At 56.3% G+C, this 20,342-nt stretch carries 18 protein-coding genes and 2 pseudogenes; 11 read left to right on the top strand and 9 right to left on the bottom strand.

All coding sequences use genetic code 11. The annotated features are described in order from the left end of the window. Window positions 1–117: 117 nt before the first annotated feature. Both ABLU73_RS03865 and yebS read right to left on the bottom strand, forming a co-directional pair. Window positions 118–2,751 (bottom strand): PqiB family protein, encoded by a 2,634-nt coding sequence (locus tag ABLU73_RS03865; protein ID WP_017900210.1) that lies wholly within the window; start codon window positions 2,749–2,751, stop codon window positions 118–120. Further along, window positions 2,720–4,003 carry a membrane integrity lipid transport subunit YebS gene (gene yebS, locus ABLU73_RS03860; RefSeq protein ID WP_004203379.1) on the bottom strand — a complete coding sequence of 428 codons (1,284 nt, stop codon included), beginning with the start codon at window positions 4,001–4,003 and terminating at the stop codon, window positions 2,720–2,722. Before yebS ends, ABLU73_RS03865 begins: the two co-directional genes overlap by 32 nt. Before the next feature lie 132 nt (window positions 4,004–4,135). Here yebS and ABLU73_RS03855 point away from each other — a divergent pair. The 4 genes and pseudogenes from ABLU73_RS03855 (at window position 4,136) to htpX (ending at window position 8,596) form a co-directional block, all read left to right on the top strand. Next, window positions 4,136–4,649 (top strand): annotated as a pseudogene (locus tag ABLU73_RS03855) (GAF domain-containing protein). Between the two features lie 81 nt (window positions 4,650–4,730). Next, the gene (gene proQ, locus ABLU73_RS03850; protein WP_004203375.1) at window positions 4,731–5,408 is read left to right on the top strand and encodes an RNA chaperone ProQ; all 678 of its coding nucleotides are present in this window, start codon (window positions 4,731–4,733) and stop codon (window positions 5,406–5,408) included. 19 nt (window positions 5,409–5,427) lie between these two features. Next, the gene (prc, locus tag ABLU73_RS03845) at window positions 5,428–7,476 is read left to right on the top strand and encodes a carboxy terminal-processing peptidase (RefSeq protein ID WP_004203373.1); all 2,049 of its coding nucleotides are present in this window, start codon (window positions 5,428–5,430) and stop codon (window positions 7,474–7,476) included. A 235-nt stretch (window positions 7,477–7,711) separates the two neighbouring features. Continuing rightward, entirely contained in the window at window positions 7,712–8,596 is an 885-nt protein-coding gene (htpX, locus tag ABLU73_RS03840) for a protease HtpX (RefSeq protein ID WP_004203371.1), read from the top strand. Between the two features lie 68 nt (window positions 8,597–8,664). Here htpX and ABLU73_RS03835 read toward each other — a convergent pair whose 3' ends face one another. Continuing rightward, on the bottom strand, window positions 8,665–10,035 hold the full coding sequence (locus ABLU73_RS03835; protein WP_264924623.1) for an MFS transporter: 1,371 nt from the start codon (window positions 10,033–10,035) through the stop codon (window positions 8,665–8,667). A gap of 177 nt (window positions 10,036–10,212) precedes the next feature. On the opposite strand from ABLU73_RS03835, the gene kdgR reads away from it, so the two are divergent. Next, window positions 10,213–11,004: a DNA-binding transcriptional regulator KdgR gene (kdgR, locus tag ABLU73_RS03830; protein ID WP_004203369.1), complete on the top strand. Its 792-nt coding sequence runs from the start codon at window positions 10,213–10,215 to the stop codon at window positions 11,002–11,004. Window positions 11,005–11,059: 55 nt separating this feature from the next. On the opposite strand, the gene ABLU73_RS03825 is transcribed toward kdgR, so the two are convergent. Further along, on the bottom strand, window positions 11,060–11,299 hold the full coding sequence (locus ABLU73_RS03825) for a YobH family protein (RefSeq protein WP_004203368.1): 240 nt from the start codon (window positions 11,297–11,299) through the stop codon (window positions 11,060–11,062). A 159-nt stretch (window positions 11,300–11,458) separates the two neighbouring features. Here ABLU73_RS03825 and mgrB point away from each other — a divergent pair, with 159 nt between their 5' ends. The 6 genes and pseudogenes from mgrB to rlmA all read left to right on the top strand — a co-directional run bounded on the left by mgrB (window position 11,459) and on the right by rlmA (window position 15,717). After that, on the top strand, window positions 11,459–11,602 hold the full coding sequence (mgrB, locus tag ABLU73_RS03820; protein ID WP_002911375.1) for a PhoP/PhoQ regulator MgrB: 144 nt from the start codon (window positions 11,459–11,461) through the stop codon (window positions 11,600–11,602). A 74-nt stretch (window positions 11,603–11,676) separates the two neighbouring features. Beyond that, window positions 11,677–11,967 carry a YebO family protein gene (locus ABLU73_RS03815; RefSeq protein ID WP_004203366.1) on the top strand — a complete coding sequence of 97 codons (291 nt, stop codon included), beginning with the start codon at window positions 11,677–11,679 and terminating at the stop codon, window positions 11,965–11,967. A 591-nt stretch (window positions 11,968–12,558) separates the two neighbouring features. Further along, window positions 12,559–12,630, top strand: a pseudogene (locus ABLU73_RS03810) (DUF2627 domain-containing protein); the annotation flags it as partial. Window positions 12,631–12,715: 85 nt separating this feature from the next. Further along, window positions 12,716–12,925 carry a transcription antiterminator/RNA stability regulator CspE gene (cspE, locus tag ABLU73_RS03805; RefSeq protein WP_001062678.1) on the top strand — a complete coding sequence of 70 codons (210 nt, stop codon included), beginning with the start codon at window positions 12,716–12,718 and terminating at the stop codon, window positions 12,923–12,925. Window positions 12,926–13,112: 187 nt separating this feature from the next. Further along, a complete protein-coding gene (gene ftsI, locus ABLU73_RS03800) occupies window positions 13,113–14,861 on the top strand; it encodes a peptidoglycan glycosyltransferase FtsI (RefSeq protein WP_004203364.1) in 1,749 nt (582 codons plus the stop codon). Between the two features lie 61 nt (window positions 14,862–14,922). Next, window positions 14,923–15,717, top strand: a complete 795-nt coding sequence (gene rlmA, locus ABLU73_RS03795) for a 23S rRNA (guanine(745)-N(1))-methyltransferase (protein ID WP_004203363.1) — start codon at window positions 14,923–14,925, stop codon at window positions 15,715–15,717. A 3-nt stretch (window positions 15,718–15,720) separates the two neighbouring features. Here rlmA and mntP read toward each other — a convergent pair whose 3' ends face one another. From mntP to manX, 5 genes are all read right to left on the bottom strand, one after another. Next, window positions 15,721–16,287, bottom strand: coding sequence for a manganese efflux pump MntP (gene mntP / locus ABLU73_RS03790; protein WP_226549631.1), 567 nt, complete (start codon window positions 16,285–16,287; stop codon window positions 15,721–15,723). Between the two features lie 419 nt (window positions 16,288–16,706). Then, complete coding sequence (locus ABLU73_RS03785; RefSeq protein WP_004203361.1) at window positions 16,707–17,165, bottom strand: DUF986 family protein; 459 nt, start codon at window positions 17,163–17,165, stop codon at window positions 16,707–16,709. A gap of 62 nt (window positions 17,166–17,227) precedes the next feature. After that, complete coding sequence (locus tag ABLU73_RS03780) at window positions 17,228–18,079, bottom strand: PTS mannose transporter subunit IID (protein WP_004145526.1); 852 nt, start codon at window positions 18,077–18,079, stop codon at window positions 17,228–17,230. 12 nt (window positions 18,080–18,091) lie between these two features. Then, a complete protein-coding gene (locus ABLU73_RS03775; protein ID WP_004203359.1) occupies window positions 18,092–18,892 on the bottom strand; it encodes a PTS mannose/fructose/sorbose transporter subunit IIC in 801 nt (266 codons plus the stop codon). Between the two features lie 56 nt (window positions 18,893–18,948). Continuing rightward, entirely contained in the window at window positions 18,949–19,920 is a 972-nt protein-coding gene (manX, locus tag ABLU73_RS03770; RefSeq protein ID WP_004203357.1) for a PTS mannose transporter subunit IIAB, read from the bottom strand. Window positions 19,921–20,342: the final 422 nt, after the last annotated feature.

Genomic DNA, 20,342 nt, shown 5'->3' with positions numbered 1-20,342 from the left:
CACAGAAAAAAAGGGTGCGCAGTTTAGCACAAACGCCCCGGTGCAGGACACCGGGGCGTGAGGTTTGTGTCTGCCCGCGCCCGGCGTTTGCCGGGGCGGGAGAAGGGGAGGCGAGGATTACTGCGGCAGGGCGGTGCCCCACTCCCGCCACTCTTTCGGCTCGCTCTCCAGCAGCAGGAAGTGCTTGCCGTCCTGGGCTTTCGGCGCCAGCGGCGTACCCGGCGGCGTGGCAAAGGCGATCCCGCCGCGGATAAACTGATTGAAGGTCCCGGTTTTCACCACGCCGCCAACCAGGCCGAAGTCGAGGCTGTAACCCGAGGCCAGCCAGAACACCGAGTTATTGCGCACCAGGTACTGGTAGCGCTTGCTGATGCGCATCTTAACCATGACCCGGTCAGACATCGATCCCAGCGACAGACCGGTCACCGTCCCGACTTCCAGGCCGCGGAACAGCACCGGCGTGCCGATGCCGAGCGATCCGGCCTCCGGCGCTTCCACCACGATATTCAGGCCGTCGATATAGCGCGAGTCGCTGATCGTCGTATCCTGGATCTCAAAGTCGCGGCGCGCCGGGCCGCGTCCGGGCTCAACGTTAATATAGGACTGGAACAAGGTGTCGAGATGCTCCACGCCCGCGGCGGAGATCTGCGGGGTGATCACCGAGAAGCGGGTCCCGGCGCGGGCAAACGTGCCGACGTATTCCGGATAAAGCACGGCTTTCGCCTGCACCTCGTTTTTGGCGGTGATCAGCTCCAGCGACTGGATCTGACCGATATCGATGCCGAGATAGCGAATCGGCATCCCGGCCGCCATCTTCCCGGCGTCGAACGCATGCAGGGTGATCTGGCCGCCCACGGCGCGCGCTGCCGTTTCAGAAGCGTAAAGGATGCGTTTGTTATTCAGCCGCGCATTGGCGCTGCTGCCGTTGAGGTTATCGAAACTGATCGCCCCTTTTATGGCGCGGGCCAGCGGCGAGGCCTGAACGGTGAGTCCGTTGCCGTCAAGTTTAACCTTCGCACCCCCTTCCGCCCAGAAGACGCTGTTGTTGGTCAGCAGGTAGCGGTACTCAGGCTTGATATGCAGATCGATATCGAAAGCGTCTTTGCGCGGTTTGACGGCGATGATCTCGCCGACGGCGAATTTACGATATAGCACCACCGAGCCAGCCTGAACGTCAGGCAGCGTCTCAGCGGAGAGGCTCAGAGTGGTGGTCGGCACTTCGCTCAGGCTGTTTTCCTGCGCCTTTTCGAGGTTGGCGTACAGCGGATAGCTGCTCTGCATTTCGCCTTTTTCACCCGGGATCACCCGGATCCCGCCGTTCACCCATTCGCTGGCGCTGGCGCCCAGCACCTGCACGCCATCAAGTCCCACTTTGACGTCCAGACGACTGTTCACCACAAACTTGCTGTCGCCGCGAATCAGATCGCGGTATTCCGGGGCAATCGCCACCTGGAAGGTTACCCCTTTGGCCGTCAGCTTACGCTCCAGCACCTGGCCGACTTTCACTCCGTGAAGCACCAGCGGCTGGCCGCCGTCGATCCCGTAGCTCTCCGGCGCCGAAAGGGTGACGGTGGCGACATTGGGCTCCTCCAGCAGCGCTTTATCCGCTGGCATGACGGAGAAGTGATTACGCGGCTCGCCTTCGCCGGGCACCAGCTCAAAGGTATTGCCGGTGAGCAGGGCGCTGACGCTGGGGTTATCGAGGGAGATCTTCGGCTTCTTCATCTGAATCAACGTTTTCTCCCGCAGCAGGGTCACCACGCTCGGATCAACGGTCATCTCGCCAGTGACTTTGCCGCCGGGGTTAAGATTCAGTTTGCTTAACTGGCCCACTTCCAGCCCCTGATACATCAGCGGCGTCGAGCCCGCTTTCAGGCCGTCGCCGTCAGGCAGGTCAAGGGTTACCACCACCCCGCGCTGGCTGTGCGCCAGGTCTTCATACAGATGATAGTCATCGTTTTGCGACGCGACCTGCGAATCGGCAGGGGAGTCAAAGGCGATGGCACCGTTCACCAGCGCGGAAAGGTTCTCCAGCTGGACTTTGGCCCCGCTCAGGCCGACATCGGCTTTGATCCCCGAGACGTTCCAGAAACGGCTGCCTTTTTTCACCAGGTTGGTGAACCGGCGCTCGATCAGCACATCAATGGTGACCCCCTGATTATTATCATTCAGCGTGAAGTCATACACCCGCCCGACCGGGATCTTACGGAAGTAGACCAGCGAGCCGCTGCTCAGAGAGCCAAGGTCGGGCGCCTGCAGGTGGATCATCAGCTCGCCGTTGTTGATACGGTATTTTGGCTGAGTGTCGAGGGCGACGAAGTGATCTTCGGGTTCGCCCTTGCCCGGCATCATGCCGATATAGTTCCCGCCCACCAGCGCATCGAGGCCCGACACGCCGGCCAGAGAGGCTTTCGGCGTGACCAGCCAGAACTGCGTATCTTTGCGCAGCGCCTCTTTCATATCGCGCTTGATGCTGGCGGAAACTTCAATCTTGCTCAGGTCTTTACTGAGACTAATATCCTGGACGGTACCGACTTCCACCCCCTGATAGCGGATAGGCGTCCGCCCCGGCACGATGCCGTTAGCAGACTGGAAATCGATAGTAATCGTCGATCCGCGGTCGTCAAAGCTGGTCCAGATGAGCCAGGCGGCAATCAGCAGCGCGATGACCGGCAACAGCCAGAATGGCGAGATACGACGTTTGGTTTTTATTCTGGCTTCAGTCTGCGAAGCGGGCGTTTCCTGACTCATGTGCGTCCCAAAGTAAGCGGCTGTCCAGCCATTCAACTGCAAGAATAGTTAAAATTACCGCGCCGCCAAAGTAAACCGCGGCCGGCCCCATCGTAAAGGCGAGGAGCTGATCGCGATTAATGAGCGACATGGTGAGTGAGATAACAAACAGATCCAGCATCGACCAGCGGCCAATCCAGGTTATCAGCCGCAGCAGCAGGATGCGGGTGCGCAGCCCCTGCTCGCACTTGAATTGTATGCTGAGCAGCAGGGTAAATAACACTATAACTTTGGTGAATGGCACCAAAATACTGGCGATAAACACCACGCCGGCGATGGCGATATTGCTGCTGGCGAGGGAGATGATCCCGGAGAGGATGGTGTCTTCCTGGCGCGCGCCGTTGACGTAGATTATAGAGATCGGCAGCAGGTTGGCCGGTAGGAGGAAAACCAGCGAGGCAATCAGTGCCGCCCAGCTGCGCTGCAGGCTCTGCGGCCGGCGATGGTGCAGCGGCGTGTGGCAGCGTCGGCAGCGGCCGCGGGCGTCGCGGTAGCCGGTGTAGTGGCAGCCGGTGCACACCTGCAGATTGTTATCGGCGCGGGTCGCCGGCCGTTCGGGATAGAAGCGCTCCCATAGCTCTTCGACGTTCATATGGATAAGCGTCAGGATGCTCAGCAGCGTCAGGGAGATAAACGCCACCAGGCCGATGCCGGGCTGCAGAAAGGCGTAATCCTGCACCTTGATGGAGGCGACGCCGATGCCCACCAGATAGATATCCAGCATCACCCACTCCTTGAGCTTATCGAGCATCAGCAGCACCGGGCGCAGGTTCATCCCCAGCACGTTGCCCAGCCACAGATAGCTAATCGAGACCACCAGCAGTACCGGGGCGACCACCGCGCAAAACAGCACCATCGCGGCGGTAAGCGGGTCGCCCTGCGCGGTCATCTGCCAAATCCCCTGCAGGACGTTGGCGTCAATGCGAACCCCCAGCAGGTGAAGGCGCAGCAGGGGTTCGGACCAGGCAAAGGGCATTAACAGCAGCATGGCCAGGGCCATGCTGCCCAGACGGGTCAGCGACCAGTCGCGGCCATCGCGCACCTTCGCGTTACAGCGTGGACACCAGGCGCTTTGGTTGCGTTTGAGCACCGGTAAGCGGAACAGCATGTCACACTGCGTACAGCGCTGATAATGCGCATAGGGAAGCGGCGTGCTGACGGCATGCACGACCATCTTATTCGCAGGCTTAAGGGTGGGTGTTTTTATCGGCATTTATTACGTACAGGAATGAATGTATCTCACTATCTTAACCTATGAATGAATTCATCTTGAGCCCAAGCGCATTTAATGCTTATTTTAGTAGGCTGTACGTATCAGGCAGTAAGACAACCAAGTGAAGATATAATGAGCAAAACAGAATTTTACGCGGATTTGAACCGCGATTTCCAGGCATTAATGGCAGGTGAAACCAGTTTTCTGGCGATGATCGCTAATACCAGCGCGCTGCTGTTTGAACGACTGGGCGAGGTCAACTGGGCCGGTTTCTATCTTCTGGAAGGCGATACCCTGGTGCTGGGGCCGTTCCAGGGCAAACTGGCCTGCGTCCGGATCCCGGTTGGGCGCGGCGTATGCGGCGCGGCGGTGGCGCAAGCCCAGGTGCAGCGCGTCGAGGACGTCCACGCCTTTGACGGCCACATTGCCTGCGATGCCGCCAGTAATTCGGAAATTGTCTTCCCCCTGCGCGTGAACGACCAGATTATCGGCGTGCTGGATATCGACAGTCCGGCTTACGGCCGCTTCACTGCTGAAGATGAGCAGGGGTTGCGCACGCTGGTCGAGCATCTGGAAAAACTTATCGCGGCCACTGATTATCAAAAAATCTTTACCCGTGTCGTGGGATAATCAACGGATAACGTAGCATTTAGCGAGGACGTCATTATAATGTCGCCTGTTCATGCCTGCGGCTTGTTGGCTACGTCCGTTGTAATCAGGAAATTTCATGGAAAATCAACCTAAGTTGAATAGCAGTAAAGAAGTTATCGCCTTTCTGGCCGAACGTTTCCCTCAGTGCTTCAGCGCTGAAGGCGAAGCGCGCCCCCTGAAAATCGGAATTTTTCAGGATCTCGTTGAGCGAGTGGGTGGTGAGATGAATCTCAGCAAAACCCAGCTTCGCGCTGCATTACGTCTTTACACCTCGAGCTGGCGCTATCTCTACGGCGTAAAAGCCGGCGCTATCCGCGTTGACCTGGACGGCAACCCGTGCGGCGAACTGGAAGAGCAGCACATTGCCCATGCGCGTCAGCAGCTGGAAGAAGCGAAAGCTCGCGTTCAGGCGCAGCGCGCTGCCCAGCAGGCGAAAAAACGCGAGGCCGCTGCCGCTGCAGGCCAGCCGGATGAAGGCGTTCGCCGCGAGCGTAAACCGCGTCCTCAGCAGCCGCGTCGTAAAGAGGGCGCTGAACAGCGTAAACCGCGTCCTGTTGCGGCCAAAGCTCCGCGGGAAGAGCGTCTCACTCCGGTATCGGATGTTTCCGTTCTGACCGTCGGCCAGGCGCTGAAGGTAAAAGCAGGCAATAACGCAATGGACGCCACCGTTCTGGAAATCACCAAAGATGGCGTTCGTGTACAGCTGACTTCTGGTATGTCAATGATTGTACGCGCAGAACACCTGGTGTTCTGAAACGGAGGCCGGGCCAGGCATGAACACATTTTTTAAAATCACCGCGCTTGCGGGCCTGCTGGCAATAGCAGGCCATGCTTTCGCTGTTGATGAAATAACCCGTGCAGATCAAATCCCCGTGCTGAAAGAAGAGCCGCAGCACGCGACGGTGAGCGAGCGCGTGACGTCGCGCTTTACCCGCTCTCACTACCGTCAGTTCGATCTCGACAACGCCTTCTCGGCAAAAATTTTTGACCGTTATCTGAACCTGCTGGACTACAGCCATAATGTGCTGCTGGCCAGCGATGTGGCGAAGTTCGCGGCGAAAAAAGACCAAATCGGCGACGAACTGCGCACCGGGAAACTGGATGTCTTCTACGACCTCTACAACCTGGCGCAGCAGCGCCGCTTCGAACGCTATCAGTATGCTTTGAAGGTGCTGGAACGTCCGATGGACTTTACCGGCAACGACAATTTCAACCTTGACCGCTCGAAAGCGCCGTGGCCGAAAGACGAGGCCGAGCTGAACAAGCTGTGGGACGCCAAGGTTAAATTTGACCAGTTAAGCCTGAAGCTGGCGGGAAAAGACGATAAAGAGATCCGCGACACCTTAACCCGTCGCTACAAGTTCGCTATCCGTCGTCTGGCGCAAACCAACAGCGAGGATGTCTTCTCGCTGGCGATGACCGCCTTCGCCCGCGAAATCGACCCGCACACCAACTATCTGTCGCCGCGCAATACCGAGCAGTTCAACACCGAGATGAGTCTCTCACTCGAAGGGATCGGCGCTGTGCTGCAGATGGATGATGACTACACGGTGATTAATTCGCTGGTGGCCGGTGGTCCGGCTGCGAAGAGCAAAGCGATCAGCGTCGGCGACCGCATCGTCGGCGTCGGCCAGACCGGGAAGTCGATGGTCGATGTCATTGGATGGCGTCTGGATGACGTCGTGGCGCTAATTAAAGGGCCGAAGGGCAGCAAGGTTCGCCTTGAGATCCTGCCGGCCGGCAAAGGGGCCAAGACGCGTATCGTCACCCTGACCCGCGAGCGCATCCGTCTGGAAGATCGCGCGGTGAAGATGTCGGTGAAAACCGTTGGTAAAGAAAAAGTCGGCGTGCTGGATATCCCGGGCTTTTACGTTGGCCTGACCGATGATGTGAAGGTGCAGCTGCAGAAGCTGGAAAAACAGAACGTCAGTAGCATCGTTATCGATCTGCGCAGCAACGGCGGCGGGGCGCTGACCGAAGCGGTATCGCTGTCGGGGCTGTTTATTCCGTCCGGCCCGGTGGTGCAGGTGCGGGATAACAATGGCAAGGTGCGCGAAGACAGCGATAACGATGGCGTAGTCTATTACAAAGGGCCGCTGGTGGTGCTGGTTGACCGCTTTAGCGCCTCGGCGTCTGAGATCTTTGCCGCCGCAATGCAGGATTATGGCCGCGCGCTGATCGTTGGCGAGCCGACCTTCGGTAAAGGTACCGTACAGCAGTATCGCTCGTTGAATCGTATCTACGATCAGATGCTGCGTCCGGACTGGCCGGCGTTAGGTTCCGTGCAGTACACTATCCAGAAGTTCTACCGCATTAACGGCGGCAGTACTCAGCGCAAAGGCGTTACGCCGGATATCATGATGCCAACCGGCAATGAAGATCGCGAAACCGGCGAGCAGTATGAAGACAACGCGCTGCCGTGGGATAGCATCAACGCGGCCACCTACGTGAAGTCCGGGGATCTGACCCCATTTGGACCGGAACTGCTCAAGCGCCACGACGAGCGTATTGCCCAGGATCCTGAGTTCCAGTACATCATGAAGGATATTGCCCGTTATAACGCGATGAAGGACAAACGTAACATCGTCTCTCTGAACTACGCTCAGCGTGAAAAAGAGAACGAAGAGGATGATGCGATTCGTCTGGCGCGGATTAACGATCGCCTGAAACGCGAAGGCAAACCGCCGCTGAAAAAACTGGACGATTTGCCGAAGGATTACCAGGAGCCGGATCCGTATCTTGATGAGACGGTCCATATCGCGGTAGACCTCGCCCATCTCGAAAAAGCGCGCCCGGCGGTGGAACCGCCGGCCAGCCAATAAGTCGCCAACGGGCACCCTGAGAGGTGCCCGTTTTTTTTATGCCCTTTGTCATCGCCATTCAGCTCATCTAACAAAATGTCAACCTGCTCTGCCGCTGTCAGCAAGATGCTACAAAATGTAAAGTTGTGTTTTTATCGTGACTTAGCGGGGGCTGATGGTTGAAAATTGCAGCCTGACCCATACGATGTGGGTAATCGCATAGTGCGTTTTGTTAAATTGAGGTAAAAAGAAAATTATGATGCGAATCGCGCTTTTCCTGCTGACGAACCTGGCAGTGATGGTCGTGTTCGGGCTGGTGTTAAGCCTCACGGGGATCCAATCCAGCAGCATGACCGGTCTGTTGATTATGGCCCTGCTGTTCGGCTTCGGTGGTTCTATCGTTTCGCTGATGATGTCGAAATGGATGGCGCTGAAGTCTGTGGGTGGGGAAGTGATCGAGCAGCCGCGCAACGAAACGGAACGCTGGCTGATGAACACCGTTGCGCAGCAGGCGCAGCAGGCGGGCATTGCCATGCCGCAGGTGGCTATCTATCACGCCCCTGACATCAACGCCTTCGCTACCGGTGCGCGTCGCGACGCCTCGCTGGTCGCTGTCAGTACCGGGCTGTTGCAAAACATGAGCCGTGATGAAGCGGAAGCGGTCATCGCCCATGAAATCAGCCACATCGCCAATGGCGATATGGTCACCATGACTCTGATTCAGGGGGTGGTGAACACCTTCGTTATCTTTATCTCCCGCGTTATCGCGCAGATTGCGGCCGGCTTCCTCGGCGGCAACCGGGAAGATGAAGGCGAGAGCAGCAATGGCAACCCGCTGATCTACTTCGCCGTCGCCACGGTGCTGGAGCTGGTGTTCGGTATTCTGGCCAGCATTATCACCATGTGGTTCTCTCGTTATCGCGAATTCCATGCTGATGCCGGCTCGGCGCGTCTGGTGGGCCGCGAGAAGATGATTGCCGCCCTGCAGCGCCTGAAAACCAGCTATGAGCCGCAGGAAGCCAGCAGCATGATGGCGTTCTGCATCAACGGTAAAGCGAAGTCCATGAGCGAGCTGTTTATGACCCACCCGCCGCTGGACAAGCGTATTGAAGCGCTGCGTAGCGGAGAATATCTGAAATAGTCCGTCAATCTGACGCTGAAAATAAAAATCCGCAGCCCGAAGGCTGCGGATTTTTTTGTCCTTAATCGTCAGGCTGCGCACGGCTGAGTGACGCGCAGACCGCTAATCAGCGCAGCGACGGTCGCCAGGATGCCGGCCAGCAGCAGGGCGGTGTGGGTGCCGCTGTTGCCGAGCAGGTTGAATAAAAGGGCCACCAGCGCGGCGCCGGTGCTCTGGCCGAGCAGGCGAGCGGTACCCAGCATGCCGCTGGCGCCGCCGCTGCGATGGCTCGGGGCCGAGGCGACAATGGTGTGGTTGTTTGGCGACTGGAACAGCCCGAAGCCGGCGCCGCACAGCGCCATACGCCAGATAATATCCAGATCGCTGGGCGACGCCGGAAGCAGCGCCAGGCCGAACAGGCCGCAGGCCATAACCAGCAGCCCAATGGCCCCCAGCAACCCCGCATGGCATTTTTCAATTAAATAACCGGCCAGCGGCGCCATCACCATCGTTGCCAGCGGCCACGGCGTCAGCAGCAGGCCGGTCTCCACTTCGCTGCGCCCGATCATTGTTTGCAGGAAGAAGGGCAGAGAGACCATCGCCAGCATCTGCGCACAGAAAGAGCAGATGGAGGTGCAGATAGAGAGGGAGAAGAGTGGGATGCGCAGCAGATCGACCGGCAGCAGCGGGACGGGCATCGTGAGCTGACGGCGAACGAAGAAAAAGCCCACCACCAGCATAGCGGCGACCTCCGCCAGCACCAGCTGAGTGGACTGGCCCTGTGCGAAACCGCTCAGGGCGGTGATCAACAGCCCGAAGGTCAGCGCGTTCATGATGGCGCTCGGCAAATCGAAGCGGACGATTTTGCTGCGCGCGCTGTTGGGCGGCAGAAAGCGCATCGCCAGGAGTAAGGCGACGATGCCGAGAGGCACGTTAATTAAAAACAGCCATTGCCAGGAGGCAAGGGAGAGGATCGCAGCGGCGATCGTCGGGCCTGCTGCTGAAGAGACGGCGACGACAAAGGAGTTGATACCCATGCCGCGACCGAGAAAGCGTTGCGGATAAATCAGGCGGATCAAGGCGGTGTTAACGCTCATCAGCGCGGCGCCGCCCAGCCCCTGGGCGACGCGAGCGAAAGTCAGCATTTCGAGGCTGCGCGAGAGGGCGCAGGCTAGTGAGGTAAAGATAAACACCACCAGGCCTATCTTATAGATACGGCGATAGCCGACCATGTCGCCGAGGAAAGAGAGCGGCAGCAGGGCGATAACAATGGCGATTTGGTAGGCGTTAACGATCCAGATTGAAGCCGCCGGGGAGGCGTTAAGATCGCTGGCGATGGTCGGCAGCGCGACGTTGGCGATGGCCCCGTCGAGCACGGCCATGGTCAGCCCAAGCACAATGGTCAAAATGGCGCCATAGCGCTGCGGCAGCGGCACGCCATCGGAAGAGTTTTTATCCATGGTGAAAATGAGTCTTAAATGAAACGGTTTTTTGAATGATGAGTTTAGCATTGATTATTCCGCAGTATGTCGCAGATTTGTAACGAAGTGGCAGAAGAATGATTGCGGCGCAGAGGCGGCGAATTTATAATAAAAACCGGTTCTAAATTTTATAAAACAGTTACGACGAGGTGATAAATGGCAGGTGCAGATTTGGATAAACAGCCAGATTCTGTCTCTTCGGTATTGAAGGTTTTCGGCATCCTGCAGGCGCTGGGTGAAGAGCGTGAAATTGGCATTACCGAACTGTCCCAGCGCGTCATGATGTCGAAAAGCACCGTTTATCGCTTTTTACAGACCATGAAATCACTGGGCTATGTGGCGCAGGAGGGAGAGTCTGAGAAATACTCCCTCACGCTCAAACTGTTCGAGCTGGGGGCGCGCGCGCTGCAGAACGTCGACCTGGTGCGCAGCGCCGATATTCAGATGCGGGAACTCTCCCGACTGACGAAAGAGACGATCCATCTCGGCGCGCTGGATGAAGACAGTATTGTTTACATTCACAAGATTGATTCGATGTATAACCTGCGGATGTACTCTCGTATCGGCCGTCGCAATCCGTTGTACAGCACCGCGATTGGCAAAGTACTGCTGGCGTGGCGCGATCGCAGCGAAGTGGAGCAGATCCTTGACGGCGTGGAGTATAAACGCAGCACCGAGCGGACCATCACCAGTACCGCTGAGTTGCTGAAGGTGCTGGATGGCGTTCGCGAGCAGGGATACGGCGAAGATAATGAAGAGCAGGAAGAGGGGCTACGCTGCATTGGGGTACCGGTATTCGACCGTTTCGGCGTAGTCATCGCCGGGTTGAGTATCTCTTTCCCGACCTTACGGTTCTCTGAAGAACGTTTGCATGAATATGTGGCGATGCTGCACCAGGCGGCGCGCAAGATTTCTGAGCAGATGGGCTACAACGACTACCCCTTCTGACCGCGCTGAAGCATTCGGCGACCGCGGCGCTATCGTCGCGGTCGCCGGTTCGATCTTAGCCGTTATCCACGACGGTTGCGCTTTTACGCAGCAGCGGGCAGCTGCTGACGCCGATCACGCCGCTATCGGAATGCACATAAAGTGCGGTACTGACCCCACGGGCGGTGAGATATTGACACTTCAGGCCCAGGCCGCCGACGTTTTCTTCACTGTGGAATAATACCCCGTAGCCGCTTAATAATACGCCAATCCATAAGATAGCCACGACCACAATAGTACGAATGATTAATCGCATTGATGCCTCATTATTTGTATGATCCTTGCCGTGATTTTGACACGAACACGTTTTGAAACAAGTCGATGATTCCTAAACTTGCCTTTCGTATTACAGTTAGCCGCGGTTTAAGAAGGCCGTGTTATCCTGGCGACATAAAGTACTGATGCGGAGAGTGGAGTGAAAAAATTACGGTGGGTTTTACTGATAGTCATCATAGCAGGCTGCCTGTTGCTGTGGACTCAGATGCTTAACGTAATGTGCGACCAGGATGTTCAGTTTTTCAGCGGCATTTGCACTATCAATAAATTTATCCCGTGGTAAGACATTTTTCTGACGACTGATTTCCTTCTGCGCCGCGGGTGGTAGAATGAACGCCTTCTCTTTGAGGTGGTGAAATGAGTGAGTTACTAAATCCTGGGATCTTAAATCTGGCATCGCTGGCCGTGTCTGTGGCGCTGCTGCTTGTCGGTCTGTTGTTATGGTTCTTCGTCAACCGCGCCAGCTCGCGGGCGAATGAGCAGATAGAACTGCTGCAGGCTCTGCTGGATCAGCAAAAGCGGCAGAATGCGCTGCTACGTCGCTTGTGCGAAGCCAGTGCGCCGGAAAAAGAGGACGTGGTCGAGCCGACCGTCGCCGGTAAGGCGAAAGGGGAGGATGAGTTTATCCGCCTGGTGGCAGAGCGCTAAGTACCTCGACAGGTGTGCATCATATGATGCGCACCTGCATGATAGCGGTCGGTAATATCTTATTCTTATTCCATTATTCCTTTCTCAATGCACTATCCTCTTTTATACACGCTGTAAATAAAGTGATCCCCGCCGCGTTTATTGTCGGATAACGTGACGCTGTCATCTTTTTTTCATTATTAAGGTGCAGAATTAGCACTATTTTTAGCGAGACGACTGAAAGGATTTATTATCACTACACTGGCCTGGCTTTAGCGATTTTTCGTCTGGGGTTATAACGAATTTTGCGCATCAATATTCATCACGGCTCGTCAGTCGCCCGTATACTGGCAGTTCGTATACGGACATACCTGGACGAAGCGAAGTTGTTGAGCTATGGTAAAAAAGTTGCAGTTACAAGGCAGCGCTCCGGCGTTATTGATAAACGCCATAGCGCCTTGCCAGGGGCGGCAAAGACGCATAAATGTGCAGGCGATCAAAGGATTACCTTATAATTTGTGCGAACGATCGAGACACGTTTAAAAATGGCTTGCCATTATTTACGTAGTGTGTGATAACACCTTTCGGGTTAAACGAGGTACAGTTCTGTTTATGTGTGGCATTTTCAGTAAAGAAGTCCTGAGTAAACACGTTGTCGTTGAATACCGCTTCTCTGCCGAACCTTAAATTAGTGCCTCATGCAGTTATGTGTCAGTTTTATCTATGTAAACGCCAGCAGGCGAAGAAAACAGTCTAAGGAATTTTGCAAATGGCAAAGATTAAAGGTCAAGTTAAGTGGTTCAACGAGTCTAAAGGTTTTGGTTTCATTACTCCGGCTGATGGCAGCAAAGATGTGTTCGTACACTTCTCCGCTATCCAGGGTAACGGCTTCAAAACTCTGGCTGAAGGCCAGAACGTTGAGTTCGAAATTCAGGACGGCCAGAAAGGTCCGGCTGCAGTTAACGTAACTGCTATCTGATACAAGACCACTCTTCTTGTATAAAAGCCTCGCCTGTGCGGGGCTTTTGCGTTTTTATTGCAAAGCATGTCATTTTTCCCTCTCTCGTCGCGTCTTGTTGCAAATACTCAACTTTATTAGCATTGTGTAGCAGTCTGTTTTGCTAATTTTCTGTTAAATCAGTTGGTTGCAAAACAATGCCGGAGCTATGGTGCTAAACAAAAAAATGAAGTCCGCCGCCAGCTTTACCCCGATTCGCTTCGGGTTACTCTGTGTGGCCATACTCGGTTGTCTGGGACTGCTATTGGCCCGCGTGGGCTGGCTGCAGATTGTTTCCCCCGATAATCTGGTAAAACAAGAGGATATGCGTTCTCTGCGCGAAGAGCCCGTTGCGGTTGAGCGGGGGATGATCACCGACCGGGAAGGACGACCGCTGGCGGTGAGCGTTCCGGTTAGCGCGATCTGGATCGATCCGCAGACCACCATGGAGAAAGGCGGCGTCGGCTACGGGCCCCGCTGGCAGGCGATGGCCGAAGCGCTGCATCTCAACCTCGGGGAACTGGCCCAGCGGGTACAGAGCCATCCTCACGCCCGCTTTCTCTATCTGGCGCGGCAGATCAATCCCGAGCAGGCGGAGTGGATTGATAAACTGCATCTGCCTGGCGTCTACCTGCGTGATGAATCGCGGCGTTTCTATCCGGCAGGCCACGTGGCTGCCAATCTGCTGGGCTTTACCAATGTCGATAATCAGGGCATCGAAGGGGTGGAGAAAAGCTTCAACGCCCAGTTGACCGGTAAACCCGGGCGACGTCTGGTGCGTAAAGATAAACATGGCAATGTGATTGAGAATATTACCGAAGTACCGCCGGTGCCGGCGCATAATCTGCAGTTGAGTATCGATGAGCGCCTGCAGACGGTAACGGAAGATGCCCTCGACAACGCTGTTCGCTGGAATAAAGCCGAGTCAGGGGCAGCGGTGCTGATCAAAATCGATACCGGCGAGATCCTGGCGATGGCCAGCTATCCCGACTTCAATCCAAACAATCGTGATGCCGCAACGCTGGATGATTTTCGCAATCGGGCCATCAGCGATACCTTCGAGCCGGGGTCGACCGTCAAACCGCTGGTGATCATGACCGCGCTGCAGCAGGGGATTGTCCAGCCGGACAGCGTTGTGGACACCCATCCGTTTGTCCTTGACGGCCACCGTATCCGCGATGTCGGCTATTATCCGGAGCTGAGCCTGACCGGGATCCTGCAGAAATCCAGCGATACCGGTGTGTCGCATCTCTCGCTGGCCATGCCGGTGCAGCATCTGATTGACACCTATACGGCTTTCGGTTTCGGCGAGCCGACGGGGCTGGGGTTGACCGGGGAAAGCGCCGGGCTGATGCCGCATCGTCGCTACTGGGGGCAACTGGATCGCGCCACCTTCGCTTTCGGCTATGGTTTGATGGTGACCCCGCTCCAGCTGGCGCACGTTTATGCCACCATCGGCGGCTTCGGCATTGAACGACCGTTGTCGATCACCCGCATCGACCCGCCAGTGATTGGCACGCGCGTAATGCCGGAGAATATTGTCCACAGCGTGGAGCATATGATGGAGAGCGTGGCGCTCCCGGGCGGAGGCGGCACCAAGGCGGCGGTGCGCGACTACCGGGTGGCGGTAAAAACGGGGACGGCGAAGAAGATCGGTCCGGACGGCAAATATATTGATAAATATGTGGCCTATACCGCCGGCGTGGCGCCCGCCAGCCGTCCGCAGTTCGCGCTGGTGGTAGTGATGAACGATCCGAGCAATGGCTCGTATTACGGCGGGGCCGTTTCCGCCCCGGTATTCAGCCAGATTATGGGCGACGTCCTGCGGCTGGAGAACGTCATGCCGGACGGTATGCCGCAAGGCGCGGAGAATCTGATCGTCATGCACGACAGCCACCCGCTGGCACCGGCGCTGTAACAGTGGTCTGCAAGGGCGAATAGCGCTACACTTTCGCCCTTTCAGCGACACCGGAGCCGTCATGTCATACAGTTGCCCCCTTTGCCACGCGCCGCTCAGCCGTAGCGACAACCACTATTCCTGCCCGCAGCGGCACCAGTTCGATCTGGCGAAAGAGGGGTACGTCAATCTGCTACCGGTGCAGTTCAAACGGTCGCGCGATCCCGGCGACAGCGCTGAGATGATGCAGGCCCGTCGGGCGTTCCTCGACGCCGGGCATTATCAGCCGCTGCGGGATGCTATCGCTGAGCGACTGCGGCACGCTGCCCCTCAGGCGTTACTGGATATCGGCTGTGGCGAAGGCTATTACACCCACGCGTTTGCCGCCATCGCCAGCCGCAGCTGGGGGCTGGACGTATCGAAGCCGGCAATCCGCGCGGCGGCAAAACGCTATCCGCAGGTGAATTTTTGCGTCGCCTCCAGCCAGCGTCTGCCGTTCTCCGATAACAGCTTCGATGCGGTAGTGCGCATTTACGCCCCCTGCAACGCCGGTGAGCTGGCGCGAGTGGTGCGGCCTGGCGGGTGGGTGATCACCGCCACGCCGGGACCCCGCCATTTGCTGGAGCTGAAAGGGCTGATTTACGATGAGATCCGCCTGCATGAGCTGAAGACGGAAGCGATGCCGGGGTTCCGCCTGGATGCGCAGCAGCAGCTGGCTTATCCGATGACCCTGACGGGCAGTGAAGCGCAGGCCCTGCTGCAGATGACGCCTTTCGCGTGGCGGGCCAACGCCGACGTGCATGACGCGCTGCGTCAGCAGGCAACCTTTGGCTGCCAGACCGATTTTATGATCCATTGCTGGCAGCGCGAGGAGTAAAGCTTAACCGGCGAAATGGCTCCAGAGGATTTCGCTGCCGATGCCAATCAGCACGATACCGCCGAGAATTTCGGCCCGTTTGCCCAGCAGCGGGCCGATAAAGCGACCTACCATGATCCCCAGCGTCGACATGATAAAGGTGGCGCAGCCGATCGCCAGCGCGGTGGTGACAATGCTGACCTGCAGGAAGGCCAGACCGACGCCGACCGCCATGGCGTCAAGGCTGGTGGCGAAGGCGGTGGTGACCAGCAGCCAGAAGCCATGCCGGCGAGGCGCCTCGCACGCCTCGTCGCTGTCGCCGCGAAACCCTTCGATGATCATCCGCCCGCCGAGAAACACCAGCAGAATAAAGGCAATCCAGTGGTTCCATTCGAGAACAAACTGGCTGGCCAGCATGCCCAGTCCCCAGCCGACCAGCGGCGTCAGGGTTTCAATAGCGCCAAAAATCAGCCCGGTGCGCACTGCTTCTGAGAATTTGGGGTTGTGCAGGGTGGCGCCTTTGCCAATAGAGGCCGCGAAGGCGTCCATAGACATGCCGAAAGCGAGAAGAAGGGTTGCGGATAAATTCATGTGCCTGTCCTGACCGGGGATAATCCATATGACACATCGCTGCCCCCAGTAAATATACGCGGAGCCGCTCAATGGCTGAGCAATACGTACAGCAGTGATGTATCTATGGTCTCGCCTGATTGAATCACTTCAACCCGTACGTGCCACGTTTTGCAACGAGTATGTTGACACGTACATTTCCTGGCGGGCAGGAAATCGGCTACTCCCCAACGACGGGCGCAACCTTAACATATTTTTAGAATATAAAACAATAACAGAAGAGGGCTATTTTAATAACCAAATGATAACGATTTTCATTTGAATTTATAAGTAAATAAATAGTTAATGAAAAACAGAAGAGCAGGTGGGGAAATATAGCCATGGCTATATAATCCCCCAGACGAAATCGGAAAAAACATAGCGCTGGCTATATTTATAACTCATTGAGTTGAAACAAGAAGTTTGTATATCTTCTCCAGATCGTCGATATTTCTTACGCGAATCAGCAGCCGCCGTTGCTCTAATTGCATCACCAGCACGCCGTCTTCGGATAAATTCATCTCTTTAATTCGCTGATATTCTATCCACACGTTGGCGAAGAAAAAGCCGCGCGGTTTGAAAATGATTTTCGGCGTACGGATCCAGAATAAATAGAGTCCCATCAGCGCCAGCGCAGACAATAGCCAGGTGGTGATCGGGGTGCCGTGCTGGGTGATGTTGTTATAGATTAGAATGGCGATGAGGCCGACAAAGATCAGGCCGTCAACGCGGCTGCGGCGAAGCAGGGGAATGGCCAGCAGCACCGGGCCGTTGCGCCTCGGCATAATAAACTGGTCATACACCGCGTAGGCCAGTAGCGCAAGGATGAACAGGATGATCACCAGGTCCGTGAATGTCATTGCTTTGCGTTCCTCCTGATAAAAAAAAGCCGGGGGCTAGCCCCCGGCGTACAACCTGGAAATTACAGACCCAGCAGGCCGACAGCGTAGCCTGCGATACCGATGACGAAGAAGCCAACGATGATCCACAGCGGGTTAACTTTCTTACGCAGCAGCCACATACAGGCGAAGGTCAGCAGCAGCGGTACCAGGCCCGGCATCAGCTGGTCGAGGATCGTCTGCACCGTGGTGACATGAACCTGTCCGTCAGAGCCGGTGATTTTTGACACCACCATCGGAATATTCACGTGCGTCCACTTGTTAACCAGCGCCCCCATGACAAACAGGCCGAGGATTGACGCCCCCTCAGTCAGTTTCTGCAGGAAGCCGCCGCCCATATCTTTCACGATGTCCACGCCTTTGCGGTAACCATAGGCGACGCCATAGTAGCGGGTCAGCAGACGCACTGCGTTGAACAGGATAAAGAACAGCAGAGGACCGAGCAGGCTACCGCTCATCGCGATCCCAGCGCCTAAGGCCGCGAACACCGGACGCACAGTGCCCCAGAAGATCGGGTCGCCGACGCCGGCCAGCGGTCCCATCAGACCGACTTTGATGCCGTTGATAGCGCCATCGTCAATCTCTGCGCCATTGGCGCGCTGCTCTTCCATCGCCAGCGTTACGCCCAGTACCGGAGCGGCAACGTAAGGATGGGTATTGAAGAACTCAAGGTGACGCTTAATCGCCTGCTTACGCGCATCGTTATTCTCCGGGTACAGACGACGAATCGCCGGAACCATAGAGAAGCAGAAGCCCAGCGCCTGCATACGTTCGAAGTTCCATGAACCCTGGAACAGGTTAGAACGAATGAACACGCCACGAATATCACTCTGAGTGAGTTTTTTCTCGGTGGTATTTTTAGTCATATCAACCATTTCGCTCACCTGTTAGTCCAGTTCGTTATCGAGATCGTTGTTACCAGCCGCCTGAGCCGGGGCACCGGCGACGCGGTTATATTTCGGGCTCAGCTGGATGTAGAGGATTGCCATGACCGCGCCAATCACGCCCAGGGCCACCAGGTTGAAGTTGGTGAAGGCGGCGGTGACGAAGCCGAGGTAGAAGAACGGCATCAGGTAGCCCGCGCGCATCATATTGATGACCATCGCGTAACCAACCACCACGATCATGCCGCCGGCAATGTTCAGGCCGCTGGTGACCACTTCAGGGATTGCGTTCAGCAGGCCCTGGACTTCGCTGGTACCGACGGAAATGGCCACGATGACGGCCGGGATAGCGATACGCATCGCCTGCAGGAACAGGGACGAGACGTGCAGCCACGACAGGGCAGTCAGGTTGCCATTCTCCGCCGCTTTATCCGCCGCGTGCTGGAAGGCTACGGTGATAGTACGCACGATGATGGTCAGCACCTGGCCTGCAGCCGCCAGCGGGATAGCCAGCGCGATGCCGGCGCCGATGCTCTGATGGCCGGCAATAACCAGAACGGTGGAAATAATGGACGCCAGCGCGGCATCAGGGGCAACCGCCGCACCGATGTTCATCCAGCCCAGGGCGATCATTTCCAGCGTACCGCCGATAATAATACCGGTTTTCATATCGCCGAGAACGGCGCCGATCAGCGTACAGGCGACCAGAGGACGGTGGAACTGAAATTCATCAAGCACCGACTCCATACCCGCAATACACGCGACGATGAACACCAGCACAATCTGAAGAAGGGTAATCTCCATTGTACTTCTCCTGTTGATTAAGTCTTAAAGTGAAAACTGGGGCGCGATCGTCCGGGTTATTTATCGACCTTGGCGATCAGATCCATCATTTTCAGTTTCGGGTCGGTGGACACTTTACGTGCCTCCAGCTCGATACCGCGTGCGTTCAGCTTGTTAAACGCCTCAATATCTTTGGCATCGACCGAAATCGCGTTGTTAACCTGGGTTTTGCCCTGGCGGAACGCCATACCGCCGATGTTGACGCTGGTGATTTTCACGCCGCCCTCGACGACGCGCTCAACGTCGGTCGGGTTAGTAAACAGCAGCATGACGCGCTGTCCGGCGTACATCGGGTTGTTGTAGACGCGGATCATTTTGGCGACGTCCACCACGTGGGCGGTGACGCCCGGCGGCGCAACCTGGGTCAACAGGGTTTTGCGCACGGTATCTGCGGCGACTTCGTCGCTGACGACGATGATGCGGGTGACGTTGGTCTCTTTGGTCCAACGGGTGGCGACCTGACCATGGATCAGGCGATCGTCGATACGCGCGAGGCCAATCACCATGTAGTCATTCGGACCCATCGGTTTGGCCGGTGCTGCGGCTTTAGGCGCCGCGGCTGGAGCGGGCGCAGGGGCCGCTTTTTCCACCGGTTTGGCCTTCAGCGCTTTCACGCCTTCGCTGCCGGTCTCTACCGCTAAGGCGACCAGCTCATCAAAGGAAGGATCGTCATCGCGGGCCATGAAGGTTTCCACCAGCATCGGGATGTTGACGCCGGCGATAACTTCGTAGTGCTCTTTATCGACGACAATGCGGCTCGCAGCGTTGAACGGGCTGCCTCCCCATGTATCGACGAGAAACAGCACGCCTTTACTGGTATCCAGTTTTGCCAACTGGGCATTGTATTTCTCGATCAGCGTTTCGGCGTTTTCACCCGGAACGAAATCGATCCAGCCAACGTTTTCCTGCTCGCCCAACAGCATCTCTGCTGTTTTCAGCAGCTGTTCTGCAGCCCAACCATGTGTGCCTATTACAATAGCAATCGTCACTTGCTACCTCCTTTATTATCGTGAATGCATCATCTGCTTTGATACATCCTGAATCACTCTTGAGGACAAAATCGATTCAGTTAGGGTGTAAGATAGAAAATAGTTACTACCGCGAATTATTTTAGACAGTGAAAAAATAATTAATGTGATGAAGATCCGTTAATCAGGCATCGCCTGCTAATAATTTTGCAGCGCAAAAAATAGCCTTAGTTATTGCAAATTCAGGTAAATCTTTTCCAATTTCGCTCTATATTTTGCTATGTTTAACTTCCGTTTAATTACTCAGGAGTATAGGGCATAGCCCGCAGTATGGACCGTCATCGACGTCTTTTCACTTTCTGGCACCTGGTTGCCACCTCCACGCATCACGCTTATCTTTCAGCATCTATTGTCACGTCCGTGCATGACATGGCGATGACTGA

This window comes from Klebsiella sp. GG_Kp175 (assembly GCF_040062325.1).
In the GTDB taxonomy this organism is placed as follows: domain Bacteria; phylum Pseudomonadota; class Gammaproteobacteria; order Enterobacterales; family Enterobacteriaceae; genus Klebsiella; species Klebsiella quasipneumoniae.
The sequence above is the reverse complement of the archived record's forward strand: the minus strand, read 5'-3'. Positions and strand labels throughout refer to the sequence as shown.